Origin of the sequence: Actinokineospora alba (genome assembly GCF_004362515.1) — a bacterium.
Classification (GTDB): Bacteria; Actinomycetota; Actinomycetes; order Mycobacteriales; family Pseudonocardiaceae; genus Actinokineospora; species Actinokineospora alba.
The window spans coordinates 5,833,583-5,860,349 of record NZ_SNXU01000001.1; the positions used below are offsets into that span (position 1 = coordinate 5,833,583).

At 69.5% G+C, this 26,767-nt stretch carries 25 protein-coding genes; 14 read left to right on the forward strand and 11 right to left on the reverse strand.

Annotated elements, in window-relative coordinates:
* Nucleotides 1-13 precede the first annotated feature (13 nt).
* A complete protein-coding gene (locus C8E96_RS26620) occupies nt 14-430 on the reverse strand; it encodes a MarR family winged helix-turn-helix transcriptional regulator (protein ID WP_091369734.1) in 417 nt (138 codons plus the stop codon).
* A 99-nt stretch (nt 431-529) separates the two neighbouring features.
* Between C8E96_RS26620 and C8E96_RS26625 the strand changes: the two genes are divergently transcribed.
* The gene (locus tag C8E96_RS26625) at nt 530-961 is read left to right on the forward strand and encodes a DUF6069 family protein (RefSeq protein WP_091369736.1); all 432 of its coding nucleotides are present in this window, start codon (nt 530-532) and stop codon (nt 959-961) included.
* 3 nt (nt 962-964) lie between these two features.
* Here C8E96_RS26625 and C8E96_RS26630 read toward each other — a convergent pair whose 3' ends face one another.
* On the reverse strand, nt 965-2,572 hold the full coding sequence (locus tag C8E96_RS26630; RefSeq protein ID WP_091369737.1) for a GMC oxidoreductase: 1,608 nt from the start codon (nt 2,570-2,572) through the stop codon (nt 965-967).
* Nucleotides 2,573-2,727: 155 nt separating this feature from the next.
* On the opposite strand from C8E96_RS26630, the gene C8E96_RS26635 reads away from it, so the two are divergent.
* The 6 genes from C8E96_RS26635 (at nt 2,728) to C8E96_RS26660 (ending at nt 10,179) form a co-directional block, all read left to right on the forward strand.
* A complete protein-coding gene (locus C8E96_RS26635; protein ID WP_228769637.1) occupies nt 2,728-4,647 on the forward strand; it encodes an FUSC family protein in 1,920 nt (639 codons plus the stop codon).
* A gap of 76 nt (nt 4,648-4,723) precedes the next feature.
* On the forward strand, nt 4,724-5,320 hold the full coding sequence (locus tag C8E96_RS26640; RefSeq protein ID WP_091369741.1) for a GNAT family N-acetyltransferase: 597 nt from the start codon (nt 4,724-4,726) through the stop codon (nt 5,318-5,320).
* A gap of 37 nt (nt 5,321-5,357) precedes the next feature.
* The gene (gene lexA, locus C8E96_RS26645; RefSeq protein ID WP_091369742.1) at nt 5,358-6,020 is read left to right on the forward strand and encodes a transcriptional repressor LexA; all 663 of its coding nucleotides are present in this window, start codon (nt 5,358-5,360) and stop codon (nt 6,018-6,020) included.
* 29 nt (nt 6,021-6,049) lie between these two features.
* A complete protein-coding gene (pnuC, locus tag C8E96_RS26650; RefSeq protein WP_228769638.1) occupies nt 6,050-6,688 on the forward strand; it encodes a nicotinamide riboside transporter PnuC in 639 nt (212 codons plus the stop codon).
* On the forward strand, nt 6,685-7,764 hold the full coding sequence (locus C8E96_RS26655; RefSeq protein ID WP_091369744.1) for an AAA family ATPase: 1,080 nt from the start codon (nt 6,685-6,687) through the stop codon (nt 7,762-7,764). Before pnuC ends, C8E96_RS26655 begins: the two co-directional genes overlap by 4 nt.
* Before the next feature lie 45 nt (nt 7,765-7,809).
* A complete protein-coding gene (locus C8E96_RS26660; RefSeq protein WP_228769639.1) occupies nt 7,810-10,179 on the forward strand; it encodes an immune inhibitor A domain-containing protein in 2,370 nt (789 codons plus the stop codon).
* A 63-nt stretch (nt 10,180-10,242) separates the two neighbouring features.
* On the opposite strand, the gene C8E96_RS26665 is transcribed toward C8E96_RS26660, so the two are convergent.
* The 5 genes from C8E96_RS26665 to C8E96_RS26685 all read right to left on the reverse strand — a co-directional run bounded on the left by C8E96_RS26665 (nt 10,243) and on the right by C8E96_RS26685 (nt 14,574).
* Nucleotides 10,243-10,800, reverse strand: a complete 558-nt coding sequence (locus C8E96_RS26665; RefSeq protein ID WP_091369746.1) for a cysteine hydrolase family protein — start codon at nt 10,798-10,800, stop codon at nt 10,243-10,245.
* A gap of 71 nt (nt 10,801-10,871) precedes the next feature.
* A complete protein-coding gene (locus C8E96_RS26670) occupies nt 10,872-11,618 on the reverse strand; it encodes an amino acid ABC transporter ATP-binding protein (RefSeq protein ID WP_091369747.1) in 747 nt (248 codons plus the stop codon).
* The gene (locus C8E96_RS26675) at nt 11,581-12,324 is read right to left on the reverse strand and encodes an amino acid ABC transporter permease (RefSeq protein WP_091369749.1); all 744 of its coding nucleotides are present in this window, start codon (nt 12,322-12,324) and stop codon (nt 11,581-11,583) included. The genes C8E96_RS26670 and C8E96_RS26675 overlap by 38 nt, the downstream gene beginning before the upstream one ends.
* Nucleotides 12,321-13,043 carry an ABC transporter substrate-binding protein gene (locus C8E96_RS26680; protein WP_166658133.1) on the reverse strand — a complete coding sequence of 241 codons (723 nt, stop codon included), beginning with the start codon at nt 13,041-13,043 and terminating at the stop codon, nt 12,321-12,323. The genes C8E96_RS26675 and C8E96_RS26680 overlap by 4 nt, the downstream gene beginning before the upstream one ends.
* Nucleotides 13,044-13,173: 130 nt before the next feature.
* Nucleotides 13,174-14,574, reverse strand: coding sequence for a family 2B encapsulin nanocompartment shell protein (locus C8E96_RS26685; RefSeq protein ID WP_091369752.1), 1,401 nt, complete (start codon nt 14,572-14,574; stop codon nt 13,174-13,176).
* 249 nt (nt 14,575-14,823) lie between these two features.
* Here C8E96_RS26685 and C8E96_RS26690 point away from each other — a divergent pair, with 249 nt between their 5' ends.
* The 3 genes from C8E96_RS26690 to C8E96_RS26700 all read left to right on the forward strand — a co-directional run bounded on the left by C8E96_RS26690 (nt 14,824) and on the right by C8E96_RS26700 (nt 18,429).
* Nucleotides 14,824-16,239, forward strand: coding sequence for a family 2B encapsulin nanocompartment shell protein (locus tag C8E96_RS26690; RefSeq protein WP_407642658.1), 1,416 nt, complete (start codon nt 14,824-14,826; stop codon nt 16,237-16,239).
* 78 nt (nt 16,240-16,317) lie between these two features.
* Nucleotides 16,318-17,190: a geranyl diphosphate 2-C-methyltransferase gene (locus C8E96_RS26695; protein WP_091369754.1), complete on the forward strand. Its 873-nt coding sequence runs from the start codon at nt 16,318-16,320 to the stop codon at nt 17,188-17,190.
* Between the two features lie 12 nt (nt 17,191-17,202).
* Complete coding sequence (locus C8E96_RS26700) at nt 17,203-18,429, forward strand: family 2 encapsulin nanocompartment cargo protein terpene cyclase (protein ID WP_091369756.1); 1,227 nt, start codon at nt 17,203-17,205, stop codon at nt 18,427-18,429.
* On the opposite strand, the gene C8E96_RS26705 is transcribed toward C8E96_RS26700, so the two are convergent.
* Together C8E96_RS26705 and C8E96_RS26710 are read right to left on the reverse strand one after the other, a co-directional pair.
* On the reverse strand, nt 18,426-19,007 hold the full coding sequence (locus C8E96_RS26705) for a hypothetical protein (protein ID WP_091574742.1): 582 nt from the start codon (nt 19,005-19,007) through the stop codon (nt 18,426-18,428). The two genes, C8E96_RS26700 and C8E96_RS26705, sit on opposite strands and share 4 nt — an antisense overlap.
* A gap of 81 nt (nt 19,008-19,088) precedes the next feature.
* A complete protein-coding gene (locus tag C8E96_RS26710) occupies nt 19,089-19,460 on the reverse strand; it encodes a DUF5997 family protein (protein ID WP_456049316.1) in 372 nt (123 codons plus the stop codon).
* Between the two features lie 85 nt (nt 19,461-19,545).
* Here C8E96_RS26710 and C8E96_RS26715 point away from each other — a divergent pair, with 85 nt between their 5' ends.
* Both C8E96_RS26715 and C8E96_RS26720 read left to right on the forward strand, forming a co-directional pair.
* Nucleotides 19,546-20,295: a LysR family substrate-binding domain-containing protein gene (locus C8E96_RS26715; RefSeq protein ID WP_091369762.1), complete on the forward strand. Its 750-nt coding sequence runs from the start codon at nt 19,546-19,548 to the stop codon at nt 20,293-20,295.
* Between the two features lie 499 nt (nt 20,296-20,794).
* Nucleotides 20,795-23,650: an AfsR/SARP family transcriptional regulator gene (locus tag C8E96_RS26720; protein WP_133794807.1), complete on the forward strand. Its 2,856-nt coding sequence runs from the start codon at nt 20,795-20,797 to the stop codon at nt 23,648-23,650.
* Between the two features lie 283 nt (nt 23,651-23,933).
* Here C8E96_RS26720 and ssuE read toward each other — a convergent pair whose 3' ends face one another.
* Both ssuE and C8E96_RS26730 read right to left on the reverse strand, forming a co-directional pair.
* On the reverse strand, nt 23,934-24,482 hold the full coding sequence (ssuE, locus tag C8E96_RS26725) for an NADPH-dependent FMN reductase (protein WP_091369767.1): 549 nt from the start codon (nt 24,480-24,482) through the stop codon (nt 23,934-23,936).
* An 11-nt stretch (nt 24,483-24,493) separates the two neighbouring features.
* Complete coding sequence (locus C8E96_RS26730; RefSeq protein ID WP_091369769.1) at nt 24,494-25,435, reverse strand: TauD/TfdA dioxygenase family protein; 942 nt, start codon at nt 25,433-25,435, stop codon at nt 24,494-24,496.
* 141 nt (nt 25,436-25,576) lie between these two features.
* Here C8E96_RS26730 and C8E96_RS34675 point away from each other — a divergent pair, with 141 nt between their 5' ends.
* The gene (locus tag C8E96_RS34675; protein WP_407642684.1) at nt 25,577-25,657 is read left to right on the forward strand and encodes a putative leader peptide; all 81 of its coding nucleotides are present in this window, start codon (nt 25,577-25,579) and stop codon (nt 25,655-25,657) included.
* A 144-nt stretch (nt 25,658-25,801) separates the two neighbouring features.
* Nucleotides 25,802-26,767 carry an ABC transporter substrate-binding protein gene (locus C8E96_RS26735; protein ID WP_091370192.1) on the forward strand — a complete coding sequence of 322 codons (966 nt, stop codon included), beginning with the start codon at nt 25,802-25,804 and terminating at the stop codon, nt 26,765-26,767.

The following is a 26,767-nucleotide window of genomic DNA, read 5'->3' on the forward strand; positions in this document are numbered from 1 at the left end:
TCCCGGACGGGGGCTAGTCCGCCAGCAGTTTGTCCAGTAGGGCGTCGAGCTGCGCGCGTTCCGCTTTGACCAGGCGAGCGGACAAGCTGGAGTCCGCGGCCACCCGATCGGCGAGTTCGGCCCGCAGGGACATTCCCTGCTCGGTGAGGCTGAGCAGTTTGACGCGACGGTCGGCGCCGGGGACGCGTTCGATGAGGCCGAGCCGCTCCAGACGGTCGGCCAGGCCGGTGACATTGGAGGCGTCGCAGGACATTCCCGACGCCAGGTCGCGCATCGGAATCGGCTCTTCCAGGCTCAGCAGGGTTCGAGCCTGCAGGGGCGTGAGGCCCAGTGACGCGGCGACGGCCTCGAAGTCCTGCTCCATCCGCCGCACGACACGGAAGAGCTTGACGCCGAGGTCGCGCGCTTCTTCCAAGCGGGCGGCGTTCATCGGCCCAGCCTACCCACCACCTCAATATTTGACGACCTCAACTACTTGTGCCACGCTGGCGCCAGTTGCTTGAGGTGGTCAATCTTCTAGGAGGTCAAGATGTCTGTCCTTACCGCCGCTCCGCGGTCCCAGACCGTCCGTGGCGCGCTGAACATCGGAGGCTTGGCCACGATCGCGGCGGGCTTGGGCAATCTGCTGGCCCTGGTGATCGGACGGCTGGCGGGCGCGGACATGTCCGTCCTCCAGCCAGGCGCGACGGAGGCGATCGAGATCGGCGTCGTGATCGTCGCACTGGGGACCGTCGTCCCCTTCGCGCTGGGCACCGCGACACTGGCGCTGACCACGCGGTGGGGCAGGCGCGGATGGACGGCAGTGGCGTGGCTGGGGCTGGCGGTCGGACTGCTCACGACGGTGTCGCCGTTCACTGTGGAGGCTTCGACCAGCACTTCCGCCACCCTCGCGGCCATGCACGTGGTTTCCGGGGTCGTGTGGTTCGTCCTGGTGCGACGGAGTTCCAGCCAACCGGCGTGACGCTCACAGGTCGGTGGCGATGATCTTCTCGATGTTCCGCTCGGCGAGCGCGGTGATGGTGACGAACGGGTTGACGCTGGTGTTGCCGGGGATCAGCGCGCCGTCGATGACGTACAGGCCGGGATGTCCGTGCAACCTGCCGTAGTTGTCGGTGGCCTTGTTCAGCACCGCGCCGCCGAGCGGGTGGTAGGTGAGGTGGTCGCCCCAGATCTTGTACGAGCCGAAGAGATCGGTGCGGTAGATCGTCCCCTCCTTGGCGTTGATCTTGTCGAAGATGCTCTTGGCCGCGTCGATGGACGGTTGCTTCCACGCGGTCTGCCAGTCGAGGTCCACCTTGCCGGTCGCGGCGTTCCAGGAGAACGCCGCGCGGTTCGGGTTCCTCGTGATCGACAGGTAGAGCGAGGCGTAGGTCTCGATCCCGGTGGGCAGCGGCGCGACCTCGGCGAACGCGCCGCCCGCGTCCCAGTTGTCGATGCCCGCGGTGGGCATCGCCGCCTGGACCTTGCCGGTCGGATCCCACATGTGGTTGGCGCGGCCGCACATGACGTTGCCGTTGTCGCCCCAGCCTTTGCCGATCTCGTCGTTCAAGCCGGGTAAGGCGCCGGTGGCCTTGAGCTTCGTCAACAGCTTGCTGGTGCCCACGCTGCCCGCCGCGAAGAAGACCTTGTCCGCCGTCATGGTCACCGACTCCATGACGCCGCCACCGGTGTCGAGCCGGTCCATCACGACGGTGTAGCCGCCCCCAGCGGCGGGCGCGACCGAGGTGACCTTGTGCAGCGGTGAGATGGTGACCTTGCCTGTGGCGAGGGCCTGCGCGAGATAGGTCTGCCGCAAGGTCTTCTTGCCGTGGTTGTTGCCGTAGATGACCTCGCCCGCCAAGGCGGACCTGGGAACCGCCCCGGCCGCTTCCCGCTTCATGTAGTCGAAGTCGTAGACGTTGGGCACGAAGACGAACGCGAAGCCGGAGCGCTGGGCGTGTTTGCGGCCGACTCGGGCGAACTGGTAGCAGTCGGCCGTCTCCCACCAGGCCACGTCGACATGGTTGACGCCGAGCCCGGCGTTGGCTCGCGGGAAGTAGCGGTCGTACATCTCGTCGGCGTTCACCGAGGGGAGGACAGCCGCGAACCTCTCCCGCCTGGGCGTGACGGCCATGCCGCCGTTGACGAGGGACCCTCCGCCGACGCCGCGACCTTGGTAGACGGTGATGCCGCCGAACTCCTCGGCGTCGAGTATCCCGGTGTACCGCGGAACGTCCTTGTCGAGCGGGAATCCCAGGAAGTTGTTGATGGGCTGCTTGGTCCGGGTGCGCAGCCAGAAGGAGCGGTAGTCCGGTTTGACCGTGCTCGCGAAGATCTTGCCGTCGGGACCCGGGGCGTCCCAGGACATGCCCATCTCGACCATGCGCACGTCGACACCCGCCTGGGCGAGACGCAGGGCGGCGACCGCTCCCCCGTATCCGGTGCCGATGACCAGAGCGGGCACGTGGACCGCGGTGGACGCACCCGCGCGTCCACCAAGCGCCGCGACGGCAAGAATGGAACCTGTTCCTGCTAGAAGCCCGCGTCGGGAGACTTGCTTATAGTCGTTGCTGCTACTCGTTTCACTTGTCATGTGACGTTCACCACTCTCGTAGGAGTGAGAACAAGTTATACTTTGATTCGCGCGCGAAGTCACGACATACGTGAAGACATCTTGCATTCGATGCGGACATGGCGTCGCCCACTTGGGGCCGAGGTCGGGCCCTGTCGCCGACTAGCGTGTCGGATGTGGAGACACCGGAGGGTCCGCGTCCACTTCGGGACGTGGCGGCGCCGCACTGGCTGCGGCAACTGGCGCGGCTGCGGCCCGCACCGGCGGACTGGCGGCTCGCGGCCCGTGCAGCGCTCGCCGTGGCGACGCCCATCGCCGTCGGTTTGGCGTTCGGCCGCCTCGATCTCGGTGTGCAGGCTTCGCTCGGAGCACTGTGCGCGACGTTCATGGCACGATCGGGCCCGTACCGGTTCCGGCTGCGCCGCATAGGTTTCTCCGCGGTGGCGGGCGCGGCGGGGTTCCTCGTCGGTGGGCTGGCCGCGAGCCATGGGTGGATCGCCGCGGCGGTTGTCGTCGCGCTGGCGGCGATCTCGGCCGTGGTGTCCTCGATCGGCGCGAACGCGTCCGCGGCGGGCCTGATGCTCCTGGTGTTCGGCGTGCTCGGCACCGGACAGGCAGGCGTCTGGCATCCCGTCGCCGCGACCGGGTGGTTCGTGCTGGGGGCGGCATGGACCCTGTTCCTCGCGATCGCGGCCTGGCCGGTGCGGGCGACCGTCCCCGAACGGGCCGCGCTCGCGTTCGTCTACTCGCGACTGGCCGACCTGCTCGCCGTTGTCGGCACCCGGGAATCGGGCTTCGCCCGGCAGCGGCTCACCGCGGCCATGAACGACGCCCACGACGCGCTGGTGACCGCGCGGTCGGGGCTGGAGGGACGCGACGCCGACTACCGGCGGCTGTTCGTGCTGCTTTCGGAGACCACGCCGGTGGTCGAGGCCGCTGTCGCACTGCACAACAAGCGGACCCCGCCGCCGGGAGCCCTGGTCTACGCGGTGATCGCCATCGGCGCCGCCATCCAGGAGGACGTGCCCGCGCCGCGGCTCGACCTGGACGACGACTCCCCCTTGGCCGTGGCGCTGCGCGGGGTCGTGCGAGAACTCGGCGGCGCACCCCCGCCCCCGCCCGCGGACCGGACCCGGCCCGACCGGCGCGAGCGACTCGCCGGATACCTGGACGCACTGCGGCCGGGACCGGCCACGTGGCGGTTCGCCGCGCGGCTGGCGTTCTGCGTCGGGCTCGCCGAAGTGGCCTCACGGCAACTGCAGCTGGACCGGTCGTACTGGGTCACGCTGACCGTCGCGCTGGTGCTCAAACCGGACTTCGGCTCGGTCTTCGCGCGGGCCGTGCAGCGCGCGGTCGGCACGGTGTTCGGTGTCGTGCTGGGCGCGGCGGTGCTCGCGGTGAATCCGGGCGGCTGGGCGCTGGTGGCCCTGGCGGCGCTGTTCGCCGGGCTCCTGCCGGTGGGGCAGGCACGCAACTACGGCCTGTTCTCGATCTTCGTGACCCCGCTGGTGATCATGCAGCTCGACCTCGGCCAGGCGGGCAGCTGGTCGCTGGTCTCCGCCCGGCTGGTCGACACCGCCGCGGGCTGCGCGATCGTGCTGCTGTTCGGCTACCTGCTCTGGCCCGGCAGCCGCACTCCGCGGCTCGGCACCGAGATCGCCGCCGTCACCCGCACCCTCGCCGGGTACGCGGGCCGCGCGCTGGGCGACGACCGGGGCGACTGGTCGGCCGCCCGCCGCAAGACCTACCGCGAGCTGTCGGACCTGCGCGTCCAGGCGCAGCGGCTGATCTCCGAGCCCTCTCGGGCGGGCAGGCACGCGGCGGCGTGGTGGCCCGCGATCGTCGGGCTGGACCGGATCACCGACGCGGTCACCGGGGTCGCCGTCGATCGCGCGCACGGGTCCGCGCCGCCCGGGCGGGCCGAGGTCGACCGGATCGTGGCCGCCCTCGACGAGATCGCCGCGGCGGTCAGCGAGGAGCGCGCGCCCCGCGACCCGCCGCCACCCGCGTCCCCGCGCCTGGACGCGGTGAGCACCAACGTGCTCGCCCTCTACGACGCGCTGCGCGGACCGAACTTCAGCGGCAGACGGCGATGACCGACCAAGTGGACTGCTGAAATGACGCAGCGGTGGCCATACTGGAAGGCCACCTGCCGCCCCTAGCGTCGGTGGCGTGAACGACTGGCAGCACCGACCCACCCTCACCGGCAGCTACGTCCACCTCGCCCCGCTCACCGAGCGCCACTGCCCCGGCCTGTTCGAGGCGGGCAAGGAGCCGAGCATCTGGACCTGGCTCAGCACGCGCCAACCCCAGTCCCTCGCCGACACCGAGCGGATGGTCGCGGCCGCCTTGGCCGACCCGACCCGGCTCCCCCTCGTCCAGTTGGACGCGGTCACCGGCGAGGTCGCGGGCACCACGTCGTTCTACGAGATCGACGAGCGCAACCGCGGCCTCTACATCGGCCACACCTGGATCGGCGCGCGGTGGCAGCGGACCGCGCTGAACACCGAGGCGAAGCTGATGCTGCTGCGGTGGGCGTTCGACCACCTCGGCGCGCTGCACGTCGGCTGGCACACCGACCTCCGCAACGAGCGGTCGCAGCGGGCGATCGAACGGCTCGGCGCGACCCGCGAAGGTGTCCTGCGCGCCCACAAGATCCGGACGGACGGCACCCTGCGGGACACCGTCGTCTACTCGGTCACCGCCGAGGAGTGGCCCGCTGTCCGGAGTGGACTCGAAGCACGGCTGGACGACCGCGCGGCGCGTTGATCGACCTGCTCATGATCCAGGCCCGTACGATTCCGGAGTGACCGCCTACGACGACTTCGGTGCGTTCGAGCACCTGGACACCTCGACCCTCCCCCCGCGTCAACAGCGGATCCTCGCCACCATCCAGGACTGGGTGGTCCGGCACGGGTATTCGCCGAGCACCCGGGAGATCGGCGACGCAGTCGGCCTGCGGTCCTCGTCGTCGGTGTCGAAGCACCTGGCGAGCCTGGAGGAGCGCGGGTTTCTGCGTCGCGGCGCGTCCGTGTCGCGGCCGATGGACGTGCGCGTTTTCCTGCGCGAGCACCCGTCACGGCCGCCCGCGGCCGACTCGGTGTCGGTGCCCGTGGTCGGCCACATCGCGGCGGGGACGCCCATCACGGCCGACGAACACCTCGACGACACCCTGACCCTGCCGCGCGAACTCACCGGGCGCGGTGACGTCTTCGGGCTGCGCGTGCGCGGCGAGTCGATGATCGACGCCGCGATCTGCGACGGCGACATCGTCGTGGTGCGCAGGCAGCACGAGGCCCACTCCGGTCAGATCGTCGCGGCGATGATCGATGACGAGGCCACGGTCAAGGTCTACCGCCGCCGCAACGGACACGTCTATCTTGAGCCGCGCAACCCGGAGTACGACGTCATCGACGGGGACAACGCGGTCGTCCTGGGCATCGTCGTCTCGGTACTGCGCAGCATCTAGGCGGCATCTAAAGACCGAACGGAGCCCGCGTGTCCCTCGACCAGGTCCTCGCTCCCTTACGCGCGACCGCCTTCATCCTGTTCGGGGCGCCCACCTCCTGGATGGAGGTGATCGGGTTCCTGACCGGAGCGCTGTGCGTGTGGCTGGTGGCCCGGCAGAACGCGTGGAACTGGCCGATCGGCATGGCCAACAACGTCGCGTTCTTCGCCCTGTTCATGACCGCGGGCCTCTACGCCGACGGATGGCTGCAGGTCGCCTACCTCGGGCTCGCGGCGTACGGCTGGTGGGCGTGGCTGCGCGGCGGCGATCGGCACTCGACGCTGGCCGTCTCCACCACTACGCCGACACAGTGGCGGACGATCGCGGCCGTGGGTGTCGCGGCGACCGCGGCGCTGACCTGGATCCTCGTGGTCGCGACGGACTCCACCGTTCCCTTCCCCGACGCGGTGACCACCGTGTTGTCGCTGCTGGCGACCTGGGGTCAGGCGCGCAAGAAGGTCGAGTGCTGGTGGCTGTGGATCGCCGCCGACGTCATCTACGTGCCGCTCCTCGCCTACAAGGGCCTCTGGCTCACCTCGATCCTCTATGTCGGCTTCATGGCCCTGTGCGTCGTCGGGCTGCGGGCGTGGCGGGCCGACCTGCGCTCCCCCGTCCTGGTGGCCGCGTGACCTACCGGCACGCCCTGGTCCTCGGCAAGTTCTACCCGCCGCACGCCGGGCACCACCACCTGATCCGGTCCGCCGCGAGGGCGGCGGAGCGGACGACGGTGGCCGTGCTCGGGTCGAGCGTGGAGTCGCTGTCGATCGCCGACCGGGTCCGCTGGATCGCCGCGGAACACGCCGGCGACCGGGGTGTCGCGGTCCTCGGCGACCTCGACGACCACCCGGTCGACTTTCACGACGACGCGGTGTGGGACCTGCACGTCGGTGTGATCCGGTCCGTGCTGGCCCGCCGCGCCATCGCCGATGGCGACCCGTCGGGGGCCCCGGTCGACGCGGTGTTCACCAGCGAGGACTACGGCGCCGAACTGGCCGCCCGGCTCGACGCGAAGCACGTGCTGGTCGACCTGGACCGCGTCCGGTTCCCCGTGTCGGGCACCGCCGTGCGCGCCGATCCCGTCGGCCAGTGGCGGTTCCTGGCGCCCGCCACCCGCGCGGGACTCGCCGTCCGGATCGTCGTGGTCGGCGCGGAGTCCACCGGCACGACGACGCTGTCGAAGGCCCTCGCCGAGCACTACGGCGCACCCTGGGTGCCGGAGCACGGCAGGCTGCACACCGAGGAGAAGCTCGCCGCGGCGATCGCGCTGACCGGCCCGGACGCCACCCTGGAGAGTCTGGTGTGGACACTCGGCGACTTCATCGACGTCGCCCGGCGGCAAGCGGTGGCCGAGGACGCGGCGGCGACCGGCCCGGTGCTGGTGTGCGACAACGACCCCTGGGCGGCGACCGTCTGGGGCGAGCGCTACCTAGGCGGCGAGCACCCCGAGATCATGGCCGCGGTCGGCGACCGGCGGCCCGCGCTGTACCTGCTCACCGACCACGTCGGCGTCCCGTTCGAGCAAGACGGCTGGCGCGACGGTGAGCACCTGCGCGAGTGGATGACCGCCCGATTCGTCCGGGCACTGCGCGCTCGCGGCGTGCCGTGGGTGCTGCTCACCGGAGATCACGAGCACCGGCTCAGCCAGGCGATCACGGCCTGCGACGCCGAAATCGAGCGACGCTACACCTTCGCCGACCCGCTTTAGCCAGCCGTCACATGTGACGCGGGACACATGCATGCGTGGGTTCCTATGCAAGACTCCGGCCCGGTCGTCAACCGACCTTCGTTGGGAAAACTTGCGCAGCTAAGGACCGCCTGTGAAGAAACTCGCATCGGGTGTGCTGATCGGCACCGCGGCAGCGGCACTGATGGCCGCCGGACTCCACGTCGCGACCGGCTCCACACCGCCGGACGACACCGCGCCGCAGAGCTTGGCCGACGCCGGGCACCGTGCGGACAACCGTCCCGGACCGCTGACCAAGCAGCGCACCAAGCTGCGTCAGCAGGCGATCGAGAAGGTGGCCAAGGGGAAAGCCAAGCCCAACGCCAGAGGCGTGGTCGAGATGGCGCCCGGCAAGTTCGTCGAGACGACCACCGTGCGCCAGACAAGATCTTCACGATCCTCGCCGAGTTCGGCGAGCAGAGCTCCGGCCGCTACGGCAGTGTTCCCGGCCCGCTGCACAACCAGATCCCGAAGCCCGACCGCGCCAAGGACAACTCCACGACCTGGGTGCCGGACTTCAACAAGGCGTATTACGAGGAGTTCTTCAACGGCTCCGGCGAGTCCATGCGCACCTACTACGAGGCGCTCTCCGGCGGCAAGTACTCGGTGACCAACACCGTCACCGACTGGGTCAAGGTCCCCAACAACGCCTCCTACTACGGCGACAACGCCATCGAGGACAACGGCGGCTCCTGGGCGTTCATCCAGGACAGCGGCGACGCCTGGTGGAACTCCCAGCTCGCGGCGGGCAAGACCCCGGCCGAGATCGACGCCTACCTCGCCCAGTTCGATGTGTGGGACCGCAACGACTGGGACCACGACGGCGACTTCGACGAGGCCGACGGCTACATCGACCACTTCCAGGCCGTGCACGCCGGTGAGGGCGAGGACGCGGGCGGCGGCCTGCAGGGCGAGGACGCCATCTGGTCGCACCGCTGGTACGTCAACGGCGACGACTTCGGCCTCACCGGCCCGCAGGTCGGCGCCGAGGCCAACAAGGCGGGCGGAGCGCGCATCGGCGGGTCGAAGTACTGGCTCGGCGACTACACCACCGAAGGCGAGAACGGCGGCCTCGGGGTGTTCTGCCACGAGTTCGGCCACGACCACGGCCTGCCCGACTTCTACGACACCTCCGGCGCGGGCGAGAACTCCACCGCGTTCTGGACCCTCATGAGCTCCGGCTCGTGGCTGGGCCACGGCGGCACGGACGGCATCGGCACCCAGCCGGGCCTGATGGGCGCCGAAGAGAAGCTGTTCCTCGGCTGGCTCGACCACAGCACCGTCGACGTCGGCGCGTCCGGCCAGTACACGCTGAACCCGGCACAGTTCCAGGTCACCGGCAAGGACCAAGCGGTCCGGATCAACCTGCCGGACAAGAACTCCAGCACCACGTACACCACGCCCACGTCCGGCGCCAACGCCTGGTGGACCGGCTCCGCGGACAACCTGAACCAGTCGATCACCCGGTCGGTCCCGGCCGCCTCGCGCATCACCGTGACCGCGAAGGCCTGGTACGAAATCGAAGCGGACTTCGACTACCTGTTCGCCGAGTACTCCCTCGACGGCGGGGCCAACTGGATCCGCGCGGGCGCCGCGGTCGACGGTGACTCGTCAGGCCGGTGGACCGACCTGCGCTACTCCTACGCCGCCGACGGCAAGGAGTCGCTGATCCGCTTCCGCTACCAGACCGACGGCGGAATCCACTTCGCCGGCGCGTTCCTCGACGACATCGCGATCAAGTCCGGCGGCACCACGCTGTTCTCCGACACCGTGGAACAGGGCGCCAACGGGTGGACCGCGAACGGCGCGTGGAAGATCTCGACCGGCACCGAGTCGGGCACGTTCGAGCGGTACTACCTGGTGGAGAACCGCGAGTACGCCGGTTCCGACGCGCTGCTGGCGACCGGGCCGTACCAGTTCAGCAAGGGCCTGACCGCGCCGGAGTGGGTCGAGTTCTTCAAGTACCAGAACGGAATGCTCGTCTGGTACGTCGACGACTCGATGGAGGACAACAACGTCGGCATCCACCCGGGCAGCGGCAAGGCCATGGTCGTCGACGCCCGCCCGGCGCCGTTCAGCTACGCCGACGGCACCCGCCCGAGCAACCGCCGCCAGCCGTTCGACGCGACCTTCGGCCTGGAAGCGACCGACGCGACCTGCCTGCACAAGGAAGCGTTGTCCGGCAAGGGCAAGACGCAGACGGTGGTGACCCAGGAGGCTTGCGCCCCAGCCGGTCCGGCCATCCCGGTCTTCGACGACACCAACCCGGACGCCTACTACAGCGCGGCCAACCCGCAGGGCAGCGTCAAGGTGGCAGGCCACGGCGTCAAGGTCACCGTGACCGGCGACGCCGGGGATGACCTCACCATCTCGGTGGTCAACCCCGCGGCACACTGATCTGACCGAAGGCGGTGACCTGGACGACTTTCGTGGTCGTCCAGGCCACCGCCGTCTCAGGCTCTACTCCCCGGCGAACGTGACGTCCTTCGTCGCCGTCACGGCGGCGCTGCGACCCGGGGCCGACTGGCCCCGCCAGTACAGGTTCGTGTGCGCGATGACCTTGTCCGGCGGCGGAGCGCCCCACTCGGTCAGATCCTCGGTCGTGTGCGCGTCACCGACAAGCGTCACGTCGTAGCCGCGCACGAAGGCGCCATGGATGGTGGACCGGATGCAGGCGTCGGTCTGCGCCCCGGAGACGACCAGGCGTCCCACCCGCGCCCCTGCCAGCACTTCTTCGAGGTCGGTGTCCTCGAAGGAGTCGCCGAACTCCTTGTGCACCAGTGGCTCGGACTCCTGGCGGGCCAGCTCCGGGACATAGTCCCAGGCCTCGCTGCCCTTCTCCAGGTGCTCGTCGGAATGCTGAACCCAGACGACTGGCACCCCCTCCTCGCGGGCCTTGTCGACGAGCGCGCCGATGTTGGCGACAACGGCGTCGCGATGGTGCGCGCCCGCCACGACGCCGTTCTGGACGTCGATCACCATCAGGGCGGTGTTGGGTCGATCTGTCAGCGTGGTCACGACGCCTTCTCTGCTGGTCGGATGTTTGCCAGAGGTCACGTTAACCCCGCCCACCGACAACTGCCGTCGACCTACAGGATCTGGGAGAGGAACCCACGCAGGCGGGGGCTTTCCGGGGAGCTGAAGACCTGCCTCGGCGCCCCGGTCTCCACGACCCGCCCCTGGTCCATGAACGCGACCGTGTCCGCGACCTCGCGGGCGAACCCCATCTCATGGGTGACCACGACCATCGTCATCCCGCGCCCGGCGAGTTCCGCGATCAGCTCCAGCACACCCTTGACCAGTTCCGGGTCCAGCGCGCTGGTGGGCTCGTCGAACAGGATGATCTCCGGGTCCATCGCCAACGCGCGGGCGATCGCCACTCGCTGCTGTTGGCCGCCGGACAGCGCGGACGGCCGGTGGTCTGCCTTGTGCACCAGCCCCACTTCGGCCAGCCGGTCCAACGCGACCGCCTGCGCTGCCGCGGCGGACAGCTTGCGGACCGATCGCAATGGCAGCACCAGGTTGTCCAGGACCGTGCGGTGCCCGAACAGGTTGAATTGCTGGAACACCATACCCACTCGGCGGCGCAGGCGGTCCGGGTCGAGGTCGAGCACGCTCTCCCCCGCGAGCCGGATGTCGCCGGAATCCGGTTCCGTCAGCCGGTTCACCGCGCGCAGCAGGGTCGACTTGCCGGAGCCGGACGGGCCGATCACGCACGTTGTCCGTCCACTCTCGACGGACAGGGTCGCGCCGCGCAGAACGCGGGTGCGGCCGTATGACAGGTGGACATCGTCGATCTCAAGCCCGGACGGCGAGCGCGGGGACGTCAGCGTCATCGTCTTCACCTCCCTGGACCGGGCGGCCGGTGCGCAGCCTGCGGTCGATGTGGTTGACCAGGTGCGTCAGCGGCACGGTGATCGCCAGGTACACCAGCCCGGCGGCCACCAGCGGCGAGAGGTTGCCCGAGTTGGCCGCCGCGTCCTGGCCGATGCGGAACAGGTCGCGCTGGTCGGCGAGCAGGCCGAGGAAGTAGACCAGGCTGGAGTCCTTGATCAGGGCGATGAACTGATTGACCAACGCGGGCAGGACCCGGCGAATCCCCTGTGGCACCACAACTTTCCCCATGGCGGCGGAGTAGGTCATGCCCAGCGCACGGGCAGCTTCGAGCTGGCCGCGGTCCACGCTCTGGATGCCGGAACGGAAGATCTCGCCGATGTAGGCCGCCGCCACCAGGCTCAGGGCCAGGATGCCCAGCGGGTACGGGTCGGTGCCGAACACCGGCCGGGCCGCGATCGCCAGGCCCTGGCCGATCAGCAGAATCGTCACGATCGCAGGCAGGCCGCGGAACAGGTCGGTGTAGACCCGCGCGGGCCAGCGCAGCCACCGGGTCGACGACAGGCCCATGATCGCCAGCCCGAGCCCGAGGACGGTGCCGAGCACCGCCGAGGCGCCCGCCAGGATCAGCGTGTTGACCAGCCCGGTCCGCAGCAGATCCGGGAGCACCTCGGCGATGTGCGACCAGCTGAAGAAGGTCTCGGTCACTGGGCTTTGGGCTTGAAGTCGTCGGCGATCGGGGTGCCGGGCAGGAACTGCTCGTGCAGCTTCGCGTAGGTCCCGTCCTGGATGACCGCGGCGAGACCGGCGTTGAGCTTGTCCCGCAACGCGTTGTTGCCCTTGCGCACCGCCCACGCGGCGGGCGCCTCGGTGTCGGCCCGCTTGACGACGACCTTCTGCGGGAAGTCGGCGTTGTTGGCGATGTACTTGTCCGCGATGTCGAGCGGCACGATCCACACGTCGAGGCCCCCGGACTTCAGCTGCGCGAACGCGGAGTTGTAGTCCGGGAAGCGCACGACCTGCGCGCCGGGCACCTTCCCAGTGGCGAACTCATCCTGGACGGTGCCCTGCACGACCCCGACCCGCCTGCCCGCGAGCCCTTCGACGCCGGTGACCGCCGTGTCCTGCCTGCCGACCACGGTCGTGTAGCCGATCTCGTAACCGTCGGTGAAGTCGACGGTCTGCCTGCGCTTCTCGGTCGCGGAGATCGACGAGCTGCCGAGGTCGACCTGCCCGTTGGCGACCTTGGCCAGCAGCGTGGCGAACTCGACCCCGACGAACTCGACCTTGATGCCCTGCTTCTCGGCGACGGCGCGGAGCAACTCGTTGTCGAACCCGGTGAACCGGCCGTCCTTGAGGAACACCACGGGCGGGGCGTCGGTGAGCGTGCCGACCTTGATCGTCTGCCCTTCGGGGGGGCTTAGCAACCGTGCTCGGTCGCGGTGGCGTTTCGGGGGTTCCGCACGAACACGCCATCGAAGTTGGCAGTGTTCGTGCGGAACCCCCGAAACGCCACCATCAAAGCGACCGAGCCGCGCCGCCGGAGGCGGCGCCATGTCACCGCCCGAGCTCGACGTTGTCCAGGACCCCGAGCGCGTCGGGAACCAGCACCGCCGCTGAGAAGTAGGAGCTGACCAGGTAGGAGATCACCGCCTTCTCGTTGATACCCATGAACCGCACGTTCAGGCCGGACTCGAACTCGTCGGGCAGCGCGGTCGGCCGCAGCCCGATGACACCTTGGTCGTCCTCGCCGGTGCGCATCGCCAGGATCGCGCTGGTGTTGGTCTCGGTCACGGGGATCTTGTCGCAGGGCAGCATCGGCACGCCGCGCCAGGCCATCATGGCCGTCCCGTCGACTTCCGTGGTCGTGGGGTAGATGCCGCGCTTGGTGCACTCGCGACCGAAGGCGGCGATGGTCCGCGGGTGCGCGAGGAACAGGCGGGTCTTGCGCCGCATGCAGAGCAGGTCGTCGAGGTCGTCCGGCGTCGGCGGGCCGCCCCGGGTGTGGATGCGCTGCTTCAGGTCGGCGTTGTGCAGCAGGCCGAACTCGCGGTTGTTGATCAGCTCGTGTTCCTCGCGCTCGCGCAGCGCTTCCACGGTGAGCCGCAGCTGTTGCTCGGTCTGGTTCATCGGCTGGTTGTAGAGGTCGGAGACCCGCGAGTGCACCCGGAGAACGGTCTGCGCGACGTTGAGCTCGTACTCCCTGGGCGCGGTCTCGTAGTCGACGAAGGTGCCCGGCAGGTCCGGTTCGCCGCGGTGGCCCGCGGAGAGCTCGATCATGGCTTCGCCGTGCTTGTTCTGCGACGGGATCGGCTGGACGCGAACCCGGTCGAGGTGCGCGCGCAGCGCTTCCGAACGTTCCGCGATCTCCTCGATCGCTGATTCGGTCAGGGTCAGGACCGTGCACGCGGTCGCGGCGGTGACGCTGAAGTCCCAGTGGTCGTCGGGATCGTAGGTGGACCGGTTGGTCATGTGGTCGCCGTCGGCCACCACCCCCAGCACGACCTTGTCGCCGTACTTGCCCGCGCCCACTTTCTCGGCTTTGCCGTGCGCCATCAGGCAGATCCGGTCGGCGGGGTCCCCGGCGCGGACGATGACGTCGCCGGGCGCGAATTCCTGCTGCTCGAACCGGTCGGCCAGCGCGGCCAGCGCCTCCTCGTCGTCAAGCTCGCGAAGCAGCGCCAATTCCCGCAGTTCCTGCGGGATGACCCGGATCGCGGCGCCGACGTTGGTGAACTCGACCCGGCCGTCGCCGAGCGTGTACGTGAGGCGTCGGTTCACCCGGTAGGTGCCCGCGGATACCTCCACCCAGGGCAGCATCCGCAACAGCCAGCGTGGCGAGATGCCCTGCATCTGCGGCTCGGACTTGGTGGTGGTGGCCAGGTTTCGAGCGGCCTCGGTACTGAGACTGAGCTGTGCGTGCCCGTTCGTGGTCACATCGGGCTCGGTCACGGTCACAACGCATCACACCAATCGAATAGCTGGAGACAATCGATGGCAAGCATCAGACCGCTTCGAGTGTGCCGCACCGACTCCACTCACGCGATACCACGAAAGTGTTGTGACACCAGGAAAATCGTTCGGAGCAGTCCGTCACCCTGTCTAGCGACTGGTGGGTCACAGAGGCTGCTGTTAGCTTCGGAGTGATCGCCCGACAGACCATTTCGTCGATTCCACTCGGGATAGCTCGATAGGAGCTGTTGATCAGTGACAGACATCTTGGAAGCGGATACCGGTCCGACAACCGATCATCCACAGCAAAGTCTGAGCACCGCCGCCGCGCGAAACCTGGCGACCACCACGAAGTCCGTCCCCCAGATGCAGGGGATCAGCTCCCGCTGGCTGCTGCGCGCCCTGCCATGGGTGCAGGCCGCGGGTGGCGTCTACCGGGTCAACCGCCGCCGCACGTACACCCTCGGCGACGGCCGCGTCGAGTTCGTCACCGACGGCGCGAGAGTCCGGGTGATTCCCGACGAACTGCGCGAACTGGCTCCACTGCGTGGTTTCGACGACGCAGAGGTGCTCGCCGAGCTGGCGAGCCGCTTCGAGCAGCGCGAGTACGAGGCGGACGAGTCCATTGTGGAGGCCGGTGGGCCGATCGATCGGCTGGTCCTCATCGCCCACGGCAAGGCGACTCTGCTCGGCGCCGGACACTACGGCGACCAGACCACGTTGGGCGTGGTCGCCGACGGCGAGCGCATCGGCGACGAGGTGCTGTCGGCAGCCGAGTCCACTTGGGCCTACACCGCGCGCACGACCACCCGGTGCACCGTGCTCACCTTGTCCAGACACGAGTTCCAGGAGCTGATCGGGCGGTCCGAATCGCTGCGCGCGCACCTGGTTCGCTACCGGGCTGCGGCCTCGGCGGCCACGGACGAACACGGCGAGGCCGCGATCGAGCTGTCCGCGGGCCACAGCGGCGAGCCCGACCTGCCCAGCACGTTCGTCGACTACGACCTCGCCCCCCGGGAGTACGAGCTCAGCGTCGCCCAGACCCTGCTGCACGTGCACACCAGGGTCTCCGACCTCTACAACGACCCGATGAACCAGGTCGAGCAGCAACTGCGGCTCACCATCGAGGCCCTGCGCGAACGGCAGGAACGGGAGCTGGTCAACAACCGCGAGTTCGGTCTGCTGCACAACGCCGATCTCAGCCAGCGCATCCACACCCGCGGCGGCCCACCCACGCCGGACGACATGGACGACCTGCTGGCCACGGTGTGGAAGGAGCCCACCGTCTTCATGGCCCACCCCAAGGCGATCGCCGCGTTCGGGCAGGCGTGCAGCAAGCGCGGCGTCTATCCGCAGCACGTCGACCTGCACGGGCAGCTGGTACCCGCCTGGCGCGGCGTCCCGGTGCTGCCCTGCGGCAAGATCCCGATCAGCGACCGGGGCACGACCTCGATCATGCTCATGCGCATGGGTGAGGACCGGCAGGGTGTCATCGGCCTGCACCAGACCGGCCTGCCCGACGAGTACCGACCCGGGCTCTCGGTGCGCAGCATGGGAACCGACGCGAAGGCGATCGCCTCGTACCTGGTCAGCGCCTACTACTCCGTCGCCGTCCTGATGCCCGACGCGCTGGGCATCCTCGAGGACGTCGAACTCGGCCGCGCCGACTGAGCCACCACTGAAACCCTCGCGAGTGGACGGTCACCGAGGGAAGTCCACCCGTTCGCACGACGACGAAGGAGACCACCTATGACCACGACGCGGCCCGCCCCCGAGATCCCCACCCGGCCGGTGCTGCGCAGCGCCTACCAGCGCGCGGTCGCCACCTATTGGAACAACGAGAAAGACCCGGTCAACCTGCGGCTGGGCGACGTCGACGGCCTCTACCACCACCACTACGGCATCGGCGACTACGACCCGGCCGTGCTGACCGGTCCCGCGGAGGGGCGCGAGCAGGCGATCATCGCCGAGCTGCACCGGCTGGAGTCGGCGCAGGCCGAGGTCCTGCTCGACCACCTCGGCGACATCCCGCGCACCGGCAGGCTGATGGACGGCGGGTCCGGCCGCGGCGGCACCTCCTTCATGGCCAACCAGCGGTTCGGCTGCCAGGTCGACGGGGTCACGATCTCCGAGTCGCAAGTCGAGTTCGCCAACAACCAGGCCCGCGAGCGCGGGGTGGCCGACCAGGTCCGGTTCCACTTCCGCAACATGCTCGACACCGGTTTCGAGACCGGCTCGATGAACGGCATCTGGACCAACGAGACGACCATGTACGTCGACCTCCACGACCTGTACGACGAGTTCGCCCGGCTCATCCCGTTCGGCGGCCGCTACGTGTGCATCACCGGGTGCTACAACGACGTCACCGGCGGGCGCTCCAAGGCGGTGAGCCAGATCGACCAGCACTACACGTGCAACATCCACCCGCGCAGCCGGTACTTCGAAGCGTTGGCGGACAACAACTTCGTCCCGATCAACGTGGTCGACCTGACCGCCGCGACCATCCCCTACTGGGAGCTGCGGGCGAAGTCGTCGGTCGCGACCGGCGTCGAGGACCCGTTCCTCACCGCCTACCGCGAAGGCAGCTTCCACTACCTGCTCATCGCCGCCGACCGGATCTGAGGCCGAGGAACCATGTCCGTGCTGTCACGCCTGTTCGCCCCGCCCGCGACCGACGACCTGGCCCGGCGGGCGGCCGCCGTGCTGGCGGACATGGGCGGGGCGCCCGCGGGGGAACTGGCCACCCTGATCTCGGGCGACCGACCGGGTCGGCTGCCGTCGACGCTGTTCCCGATCGGCGACAACCCGGGTGCGCTGGGCATGGCCGCGGCGCGGCTGCCGTCGCGGCTCGCGGCCACGCTGCGTGAGGCGGCCGAACCGGAACCCGCGGCGACCGACGAGGACGCGATTCCCGAGCTGTTCTGCCCGGGCCCGGTGCGGGACAACCCGGCACTCGGTGAGGAGGTGAACGAGCGGATGGTCGAGTGGGCCGAGCAGGTGGGGATCTACCCCGGCCGACTCGACCACCTGCGCTCGTGCGGGTTCGGCAGGCTGATCATGCTCACGCACCCCGGCACCGACGACCCGGACCGGCTGCTGGCGGCCACGAAGGTCGTCGTGGCCGAATGGGCGGCGGACGACTACTACCTCGACGAAGAGGAAATGGGCGCCGACCCGAACCTCGCCGCCGCGCGTCTCGGCGTGCTCTATGGCGTGGTGGATCCGGTGATACTCCCCCAGCGCTACCAGCACGAACTCGACCGGTTCATCAAGGAGGAGCCGATCGCGCTGGCGTTCCGCACCGGCATGGAGCACCTGGCGAAGTACACCACGGTGCCGCAGATGGGCCGGTTCCAGCACCAGATGGCCATCCTGTTCACCGCGCTGGACCAGAACGCGAGCTGGCGCAACACCGGGCAGCGGCCCGCGGTGTGGGAGTACCTGATGCACCGCCACCACAACAGCTACCTGCCGCCGATGATCCTGATCGACGCGGTCGCGGGCTACGAACTGCCCGCGCAGGAGTTCTTCGACCCGGCGGTGCGCCGGGCGTTCACCATGGCGGGCACCGCGGCGGTGCTGCTCAACGACCTGCACTCGATGAGCAAGGAAGCCGACAACGACATCAGCCTCCCGATCGCGCTCATGGAGGAGGAGAACTGCACCCGCCACGAAGCGGTCAAGCGCACGGTCGAGATCCACAACGAACTCATGCGGCGCTTCGTCGTCGAGGCAGCCGAACTCTGTCTGACAGGCTCCCCGATGCTGCACCGCTTCCTGGCCGACACCTGGGCCTGGTGTGGCGGCAGCCGTGAATGGCACGCCACGACCAAGCGCTACCACGCTGAGAACGCGGCCTAGGTCCGGTCCGGGAGAGCGGGATCGTCGCCGCGCAGGGTCTCTTTGAGCAACTTGGCTTCGTCGTAGGTGAGGTCGTACTCGTACACGGAGCCGTCCGGCCAGCTGATGCGCCGCCGTATGGAGACCTTCGGGGCATTCGGTGTGGTCGCGTGCCACAGGATGGTCGGCGGCGGGCTGTCCTTCGGGTCGACGAAGGTGCGACCGGAGTCGATCACCGCCACGTGCGACGGCGAGTAGACCAGCCACGCGCTGTCGGCGGGCCGCGCGGCGTCCAGGAGGCCCAGCGCCTGGGCGTTCTCGGGTCCGGTCACCTTGCCGGACCGCTCGAACACGTTGCCAACGCCGCCACCCGCGACCGACAGCACGACGTTGATCAGGCTGCCGACCGTGCCGCGAAAGAGGTTCCAGAAGAACCGGCGGACCAGGCGTTGCCCGATGACTGTGCCGTCCTTGCGCCTGCCAGGAACGTCGAAGTCGGGCTTGACCTCGCCCAGGTGGATCACGACCACCGGTTCACGCCACTGGCTCTCCGCCAGCGCGCGAACCCGCTGCCGGAACTCGGGATGGGGTTGTGTCACGAGCCAGGAGGTTAGTTCCGGCGCACGCCCGCCGTCCCCGGATCGTGAAAGATTCAGGGCGCCGGGGCGACGTGAGTCCTATCAGGAGCGAGGGCGACGCTCCGGCTTGTCCGCCTTCGCCGCCTTGATGCGTGCCTCTTCCTTGCGGACCTCGGCCTGGGTTTCCCGCTCCTGGCGCAGCCAGTCCGGGCTCTCGGCCTTCAGCGCGTCGATCTGCTCGGTGGTGAGGGCCTCGGTGATTCCGCCACGGGCGAGGCCGCCGATCGAGATGCCCAGCTTCGCCGCGATGACCGGGCGGGGATGCGGGCCGTTGCGGCGCAGGTCGCGCAGCCACTCCGGCGGGTCGGCCTGCAGCGAGTTCAACTCGTCGCGCGAGACGACACCCTCCTGGAACTCCGCGGGGGTGGCTTCGAGGTACACGCCCAGCTTCTTCGCCGCGGTCGCGGGCTTCATCGTCTGGGGTGTCTTGTGCGACGTCATGGCGTTGAGGGTATCGGGCGTGTGCGCCAACGCCATTCACGCCCGGTAATCTGACCTGGTGACAGGCCCGGACGTACCCCCACCGTTCACGCTCGCGTACGTCCCCGGGGTCATCCCCGGCAAGTGGGTGCGGACCTGGAACGAACGCACCCCCGACGAGCCGCTGACCCTCCTGCAGGTCCCCGCCGCCGACGCCGCCGCCATGGTGCGCGACGGCGGGGCCGACGCGGTCCTCCTGCGGTTGCCGATCGACCGGACCGGCCTGCACGCGATCCCCCTGTACACCGAGACGACCGTGGTCGTGGTCCCGAAGGACCACCTGGTGGCCGCCGCCGACGAGGTGTCGGTGGACGATCTCGCCGACAGCATCGTGCTGCACCCCCTCGACGACACCCTCGACTGGGACCGCCCGCCCGGCCTCCCCGCGCTCGACCGCCCCGCCACCACCCTGGACGCCGTCGAACTGGTCGCGGCGGGCATCGGGCTGCTCGTCGTACCCCAGTCACTGGCCCGACTGCACCACCGCAAGGACCTCACCTACCGCCCGCTCACCGACGCCACGCAGTCACAGGTCGCGCTGTCGTGGCTGGAGGACGAAACCACCGACGCCATCGAACGCTTCATCGGCATCGTCCGCGGCCGGACCGACAACAGCACCCGCGGCCGCCAACCGACAGCGACCCCAGCGAAGGCGAAACGACCCGCGGCCGAGGGGCGAAAGGGCGCGGGCAAGCAGGCAGGCACCCCCAAGCGCCGCACTTCCGGTGCGGCACAGGACAAACGCGGCAAACCTCGCCGCCGGTCCTAGGACTTCGGTCCGCCGCCCACTATCGGACTGTCGCCAGAGCTGATCGGCGCGGCGGCCCACCCGGGTGCCCCACCTCGTGCGGTTCCAGTCCGGACACGCCCCCGCGCTGCCCCACCTCCCATGCGGTTCCCGTCCGGACAACACCCCCCGCTGCCCCACCTCCCATGCGGTTTCCATCCGACAGCGGCCCACCCCAGACGCCCCACCTCGTGCGGTTCCATCCGATGGCGGCCCACCCCGGACGCCCCACCTCGTACGGTTCCATCCGACGGTGGGCCACCCCGGACGTCCCACTTCCTCATACGTTCCGTCCGAAGGCCCCTCCCTCCCGTCCTTGGCGCTTTTGATGTCCCCCAGCGGAGCGGTCCTCGGTCCGCCAGCTCTACCGGATATCTAGATAGTGAATATGGGATAGTTAAGTTAGAGATGACATAGCTGACTGCGGAGAAGGACCCAGGACCGCGCTGGTTGTCGGTGCGTGCCGCTACGGTCTGCGGTTGTGGAGTTCCGTCTGCTGGGGCCGTTCGAGGTGCGTGTCGGGGAGCGGAAGGTGCTCATCCCCCGGCGCCGTGAGCGTGCGCTCCTGGCGGTCCTCGCCCTCGAGCCGGGCAAGGCGGTGTCGGCTGACCGGCTGACCGACCTGCTCTGGGAGGCCGACCCGCCCGCCGCCAGTGCCGCCGCGCTGCGCACGCACGTGAGCAGGCTGCGGACGGCTCTGCCCGCCGAGCTGGCCGTGATCGAGCGCCAGGGCGCCGGGTACGCGCTGCTGGTCGACCCCGAGCGGGTGGACGCCCACCGGTTCCGTACCCTGCTCGCCGCCGGGGCCGACGCCGACGACGCCACCACCCGGGCCGACCTGCTGCACGCCGCGCTGCGGCTGTGGCGTGGGCCCGCGCTGGGCGACCTCGGGCCCGAGTTGGGCGAGCGGCTCTGTCGTGGTCTGCGGGAATCCCGGCTCGACGCCCTGGACCTGCGCGTCGAGGCCGACCTGGCGCTAGGCAGGCACCGTGCGGTGATCCCGGAGCTGCACGCCCTGATCACGGAGGCGCCCGAGCGTGAGCGGTTCACCGCCCATCTGATGCTCGCCCTGCACCGCGACGGCAGACGCACCGAGGCGCTGGCCGCCTACGCCGACCGCAGGCAGGTGCTGGCCGACGAGTTCGGCCTCGACCCGGGCCCGGAGCTGCGGGCCCGCCACGAGCAGGTCCTGCGCGACGACCCGGCGCTCGCCCTGGTCCTCCCCCAGGAACCGAAGGGGCCGAACACGCTGCCGTACGGCGTCGCCGACTTCACCGGCCGCGACGCCGAGATCGCCGAGCTGCTCGACCGGGTGGCCGCCGGGAACGCGGCCATCTCCGCCATCGACGGCATGGCCGGGGTCGGCAAGACCGCGCTCGCGCTGCACGTCGCCCATCAGGTCACCGCGGAGTTCCCCGACGGGCAGCTGTTCCTCGACCTGCACGCGCACAGCGGCAACCAGGGGCCGGTCGAGCCGGGCGCCGCGCTGGAGCGGCTGCTGCACACCGTGGGCGTGCCCGCGGACGCGGTGCCCGCGCGGCTGGAGGAGCGGGCGGCGCTGTGGCGCTCGCGGCTCGCGGGCAGGCGCATGGTGATCGTGCTCGACAACGCGGCGAGCGCCGACCACGTCCGGCCGATGCTGCCAGGCGCCCCGGGGTGTCTGGTCCTGGTCACCAGCAGGCGCAGGCTCACCGGGCTGGCGGGTGCAGCGCCGCTCTCACTGGAGCCGCTGCCCGCCGACGAGGCCGCCGCACTGGTGCGCCGCATGGTGGGGCGGGCGGAGGCCGAACCGGCGCCGGTGGCCGAGCTGGTCGGCCTGTGCGGACACCTGCCACTGGCGATCCGGGTCGCGTCGGCGCGGCTGCTGCACCGTCCATCATGGACAGTCGGGCACCTCGTCGACCGGCTGCGCGGGGAACGCGACCGGCTCGCCGAACTCGCCGCCGAGGACCGGGGCGTCGCCGCCGCGTTCGCCTTGTCCCACCACCAGCTCGACACCGACCAGCGGCGGATGTTCCGGCTGCTGGGCACCCATGTCGGCGCCGACATCGACGTGTACGCGGCGGCCGCGCTGGTGGACCTGCCGGTGGAGAAGGCCGAGCTGCTGCTGGAAAGCCTGCTCGACGTGCACCTGCTCACACAGCGCACCCACGGCCGCTACGCCTGGCACGACCTGCTGCGCGAGTACGCGGCCTGGGTGGCCCACGCCGAGGAGACCCCGGAATGCCTCGACCACGCGGCGGGGCGGCTGCTCGACTTCTACCTGTTCACCTCGGAACTGGCCAACCAGGTGCTGATGCCCAGCCGCGAGCCCGGCCCGTCACCCCTGACGACCACGCCCGCGGACCACCCCGACTTCGAGGGACATCCCGCGGCCACCAAGTGGTTCAACGCGGAACGCGCCAACCTCGTCGCGGCGGTGCTCGCCGCACCGGCTCTCGGCCGAGCCGCGTACGCCTGGGCGATCACCCGCAACATGGCGATGTACCTGATCAGCGGCGGCCACCTCGACGCCCACCTGGCCACCCACACCGTGGCCATCGACCAGGCAAGACTCGCGGGCGACACGGGCGCGGAGGCGATCGCGCTGCTCAACCTCGCCACCGGCTGCTGGATGTCCGACCGCTACCGGCTGGCCATCGACCCGCTGACCAGGGCACTGGAACTGACCAGGGCCGCGGGCGACCGCTTCCGCGAAACCGTCGCGCTCAACCGCCTTTCCGTCCTGCACCACAGCCTCGGCGACTCTGCGAAGGCCATGGACCTGGCCCGCGAGGCGCTGGCGATCGCCCAGGAGAGCGGCAACCCGCGCGAGGAGATCTTCGCCGAATGGACCCTCAGCGGCCTGCACTGCGAACAGGGCAACCCGGCCGAGGCCCTGGCGGGCGGCGAACGCGTGCAGCAGATCGCGGGACGCGTCGGCGAGTCGATGTGGGAAATAGCAGGCCGAATCCGCCGCGCGAACGCCACGGCCCACCTCGGCGGCGACCCGTGGCCGATCTTCACCGAGGCGGTGGAGATCGGCCGACGCATAGGCGACCCCATGCACGTCGCGGAGGCTTTGGTCGCCCAAGCCGAATGCCACCTCCTGCGAACGGACCCACACGCCGCACTGGCCGCCGCGACGGAGGCGATAGACCTGATCAGCCAGGGCAGCAGACCATCGGTGACGAGCGCCGCCCACGGAGCCCTTGCCTCGGCCCACCTCGCGTTGGGAAACCTTGCCACCGCACGGGAACACGCCGAACTGGCCTTGGCCGCCGCCGCGGGGGTGGGCCATGTTCGTTTGCGGGAGAAGGCCGAATCCACCCTCGTGGCTTTGGAGAACCACCCTTGATCCACCCCAGCACGTGATCAGGGTGGGAGGCCCTGGGCGGTAGGAAGGTTCCCCCTCCCCCACTCACCCGGGTACGTCCCCCACTCACCCAGAAACGCAAGGGGCCCAGCCCAACGGCCTGTTTGGGTGGTTCGCCTTGATTCGGGGGAAATGGGGCTAAACTTTCGGCGCGGGTGGGCTTCACCTCCCCACCCTCTTTGCCCGCGCAGCCCCATTTCGAGGGGTCCCCGAATCAAGGCGAACCACCCAAACAGGCACCCACCGCCACACCCGCGAAGCAGATCTACAACGCGGCAGCCAACGGATGCCGATCATGGACAACCTCAGAAAACCGATCAACCACAGCCCGCAACGCGCTCTCAGCACCAGGCTCAATGACCGTCGCGCCATCAACCCCGATGTGCCGATCAAGCACAAACCACCCCTGCACAACATGATCGGCGCCAAGCGAAGTCAGGACCGGCCGCAAGGCATAGTCGATGGCCAACACGTGCGCCGGAGTCCCGCCGGTGACCAGCGGCAGCACCACCTTCCCCGCCAACGCGAACTGCGGCAACAAGTCCAGCAACGCCTTGAGCAGCCCCGAATAGGCCGCCTTGTACACCGGCGATGCCACCACAATCGCGTCCACCCCAGCGATAGCGTCCACTACCTCCGCGATGTCCGGATGCTCGGTGTCAGCCGACAACAGGGCCACCGGCGGCAAGTCCCGCACCCGGAACGAGCGGACCAGATGCCCCTGCGCGCGCAGCCGGGCCTCGACGTAGCCGCCCAGGGCGGCGGTCTTGGACGTCGGCGACGGGCTGCCCGACAGGACGATGATCGACGGCATACCAGTCCTCCTCAGGCGCCGACCGGGGAGAACGCCGAAGCGTCCCCGGTGACGGGTGTGCTGTGGGTGCCGTCGACCGACACCGGGACGGTGCCCGCGAGGGTGACGCGGTGCAGCCTGCGGTATTCGCCGTCGTAGTCGGCGACGCCGTAGTGCTGGGTGGCGCGGTTGTCCCAGATCGCGAGGTCGCCGTCGGCCCACTGCCAGCGCACGGTGTTCTCCAGGCGGGTCACGCGGTGCTGCAGGAGCTGGAACACCGCCTGCGACTCGGTGGAGGTCAGGCCGACGAGCTGCTTCACGAAGTGGCCCAGCAGCAAGGAACGCTCGCCGGTCTCGGGGTGCACGCGCACCACCGGGTGCTCGGTCTCGTAGCGGTCGGAGACGAACTCGTCGCGGTACTCGCGGACCTTGACGTCGACGCCGCCGATGCGGGTCGAGTCGACGTTGGCGGCGTAGTCGTAGACGTTGGTGTGCACCGCCCACAGCGTGTCCACCAGCGCTTTCAGCGACACGGGCAGCTCCTCGTAGGCCTTGGCGGTGTTCGCCCACACCGTGCTCCCGCCATACGGCGGCAGCGCGACCGCGCGCAGGATGCTGATCGCCGGGACCCGGTCGATGAAGGTGACGTCGGTGTGCCAGCTGTTGGCCTTGCCGTAGTCGGAGTCGATCGGCAGGACGTTGGGGTTGTCCTTGCCCCGCACCGTCGGGTGGGCCAGGGTCGGCTCGCCGAGGAGTTCGGCGAACGCGAGTTGGCCCGCGTCGTCGAGGTGGTCCTGGCCGCGGAAGAACACGACCTTCGACGCCAACAGCGCCGACCGGATGTCCGCCACCGTCGCCGCGTCCAGGTCGCCGCCGAGCCGCACACCGTCGATTCGCGCGCCGATGTTCGCGCCGAGTTTCACCACACCGATTCCCGCGTGCTCGGCCGGGGACGTCTCCAATTGTATGGACATTAGGGGTTTCCTTTCCGCGCTGGTAATTCGAACCTAGGCGGCAGGGAACGCGGCAGGACAGGTTTCGGTCGAGCGAAAATAAGTCGTCCCAGACTGCGGACCTGGTTGACCCAAGGAAACCCCGCTGCCACTGTGCACAGCGTGAATCAAGCCGCGTACCTCACCACACGCAGGCACGTCGACCTCCGCCGACACGCCAGCGCGTTCTGTCGCGCCCGCTGATCTTCCTTTCTTCCGGCGAATCGCCGGCTGCTGAATCGGATTCCCCGATTCCTTCGGCATGCCCTTGTTCGGGCATTTCTCAACAGATAGGGATCCATCGTGACCACCACCCGACGGAACTTCCTCGGCCTGACCCTGTTCGGCATGACGGCGGCCACCGTCGGCTGCGCGACCGCGTCGGGCGGCACCGGCGCGCAGACCAAGACCCTGCGCTACCAGGGCGCGGCGGGCGACGTGACGCTGCCGGAACTGGCCGCCGACCTCGGCTACCTCGGCGACCTCAAGCTCGAATGGGTCGGCAACACCATCAGCGGCCCGCAGGACATCCAGTCCGCGGCGACCGGGCAGGTCGACTTCGGCGGGGCGTTCAACGGCGCCGTGGTGAAGCTCAAGGCCGCGGGCGCCCCGATCAAGTCGGTGATCGGCTACTACGGCGCCGACGAGAAGGCCCACAGCGGCTTCTTCGTGCTGGAGGACAGCCCCATCACCGGGCCGCGCGACCTGCTCGGCAAGAAGGTCGGGATGAACACCCTCGGCGCGCACCACGAGGCGATGCTGGGCATCTACCTCAAGCGCAACGGCCTGTCCCCCGACGACATCAAGAAGGTCGAGCCGATCGTGGTGCCGCCGGTCAACACCGAGCAGTCCTTGCGGCAGAAGCAGATCGAGGTCGGGGTGCTCGGCGGCATCCTGCGGGAGAAGGCGACCGAGCGCGGCGGCGTGCGCAAGCTGTTCTCCGACTTCGACCTGCTCGGCGCGTTCACCGCGGGCACGTACGTGTTCACTGAGAAGTTCATCAAGGACAACCCGGACACCGTGCGCACCTTCACCACCGGTGTCGCCAAGGCGATCGAGTGGAGCCGCACGACGCCGCGCGAGCAGGTCATCGAACGCAAGCTGGCGATCGTGGCCAAGCGCGGCCGCAACGAGGACCCGGGCGCGCTCAAGCACTGGAAGTCGACCGGGGTCGCGGAGAAGGGCGGCAGGATCCTGGACAAGGAGCTGAGCCTCTGGATCGACTGGCTGAGCGAACGCGGCGAGATCAAGCCCGACCAGGTCAAGCTCGCCGACCTCTACACCAACGAGTTCAACGACCTGGCGAAGGGCTGA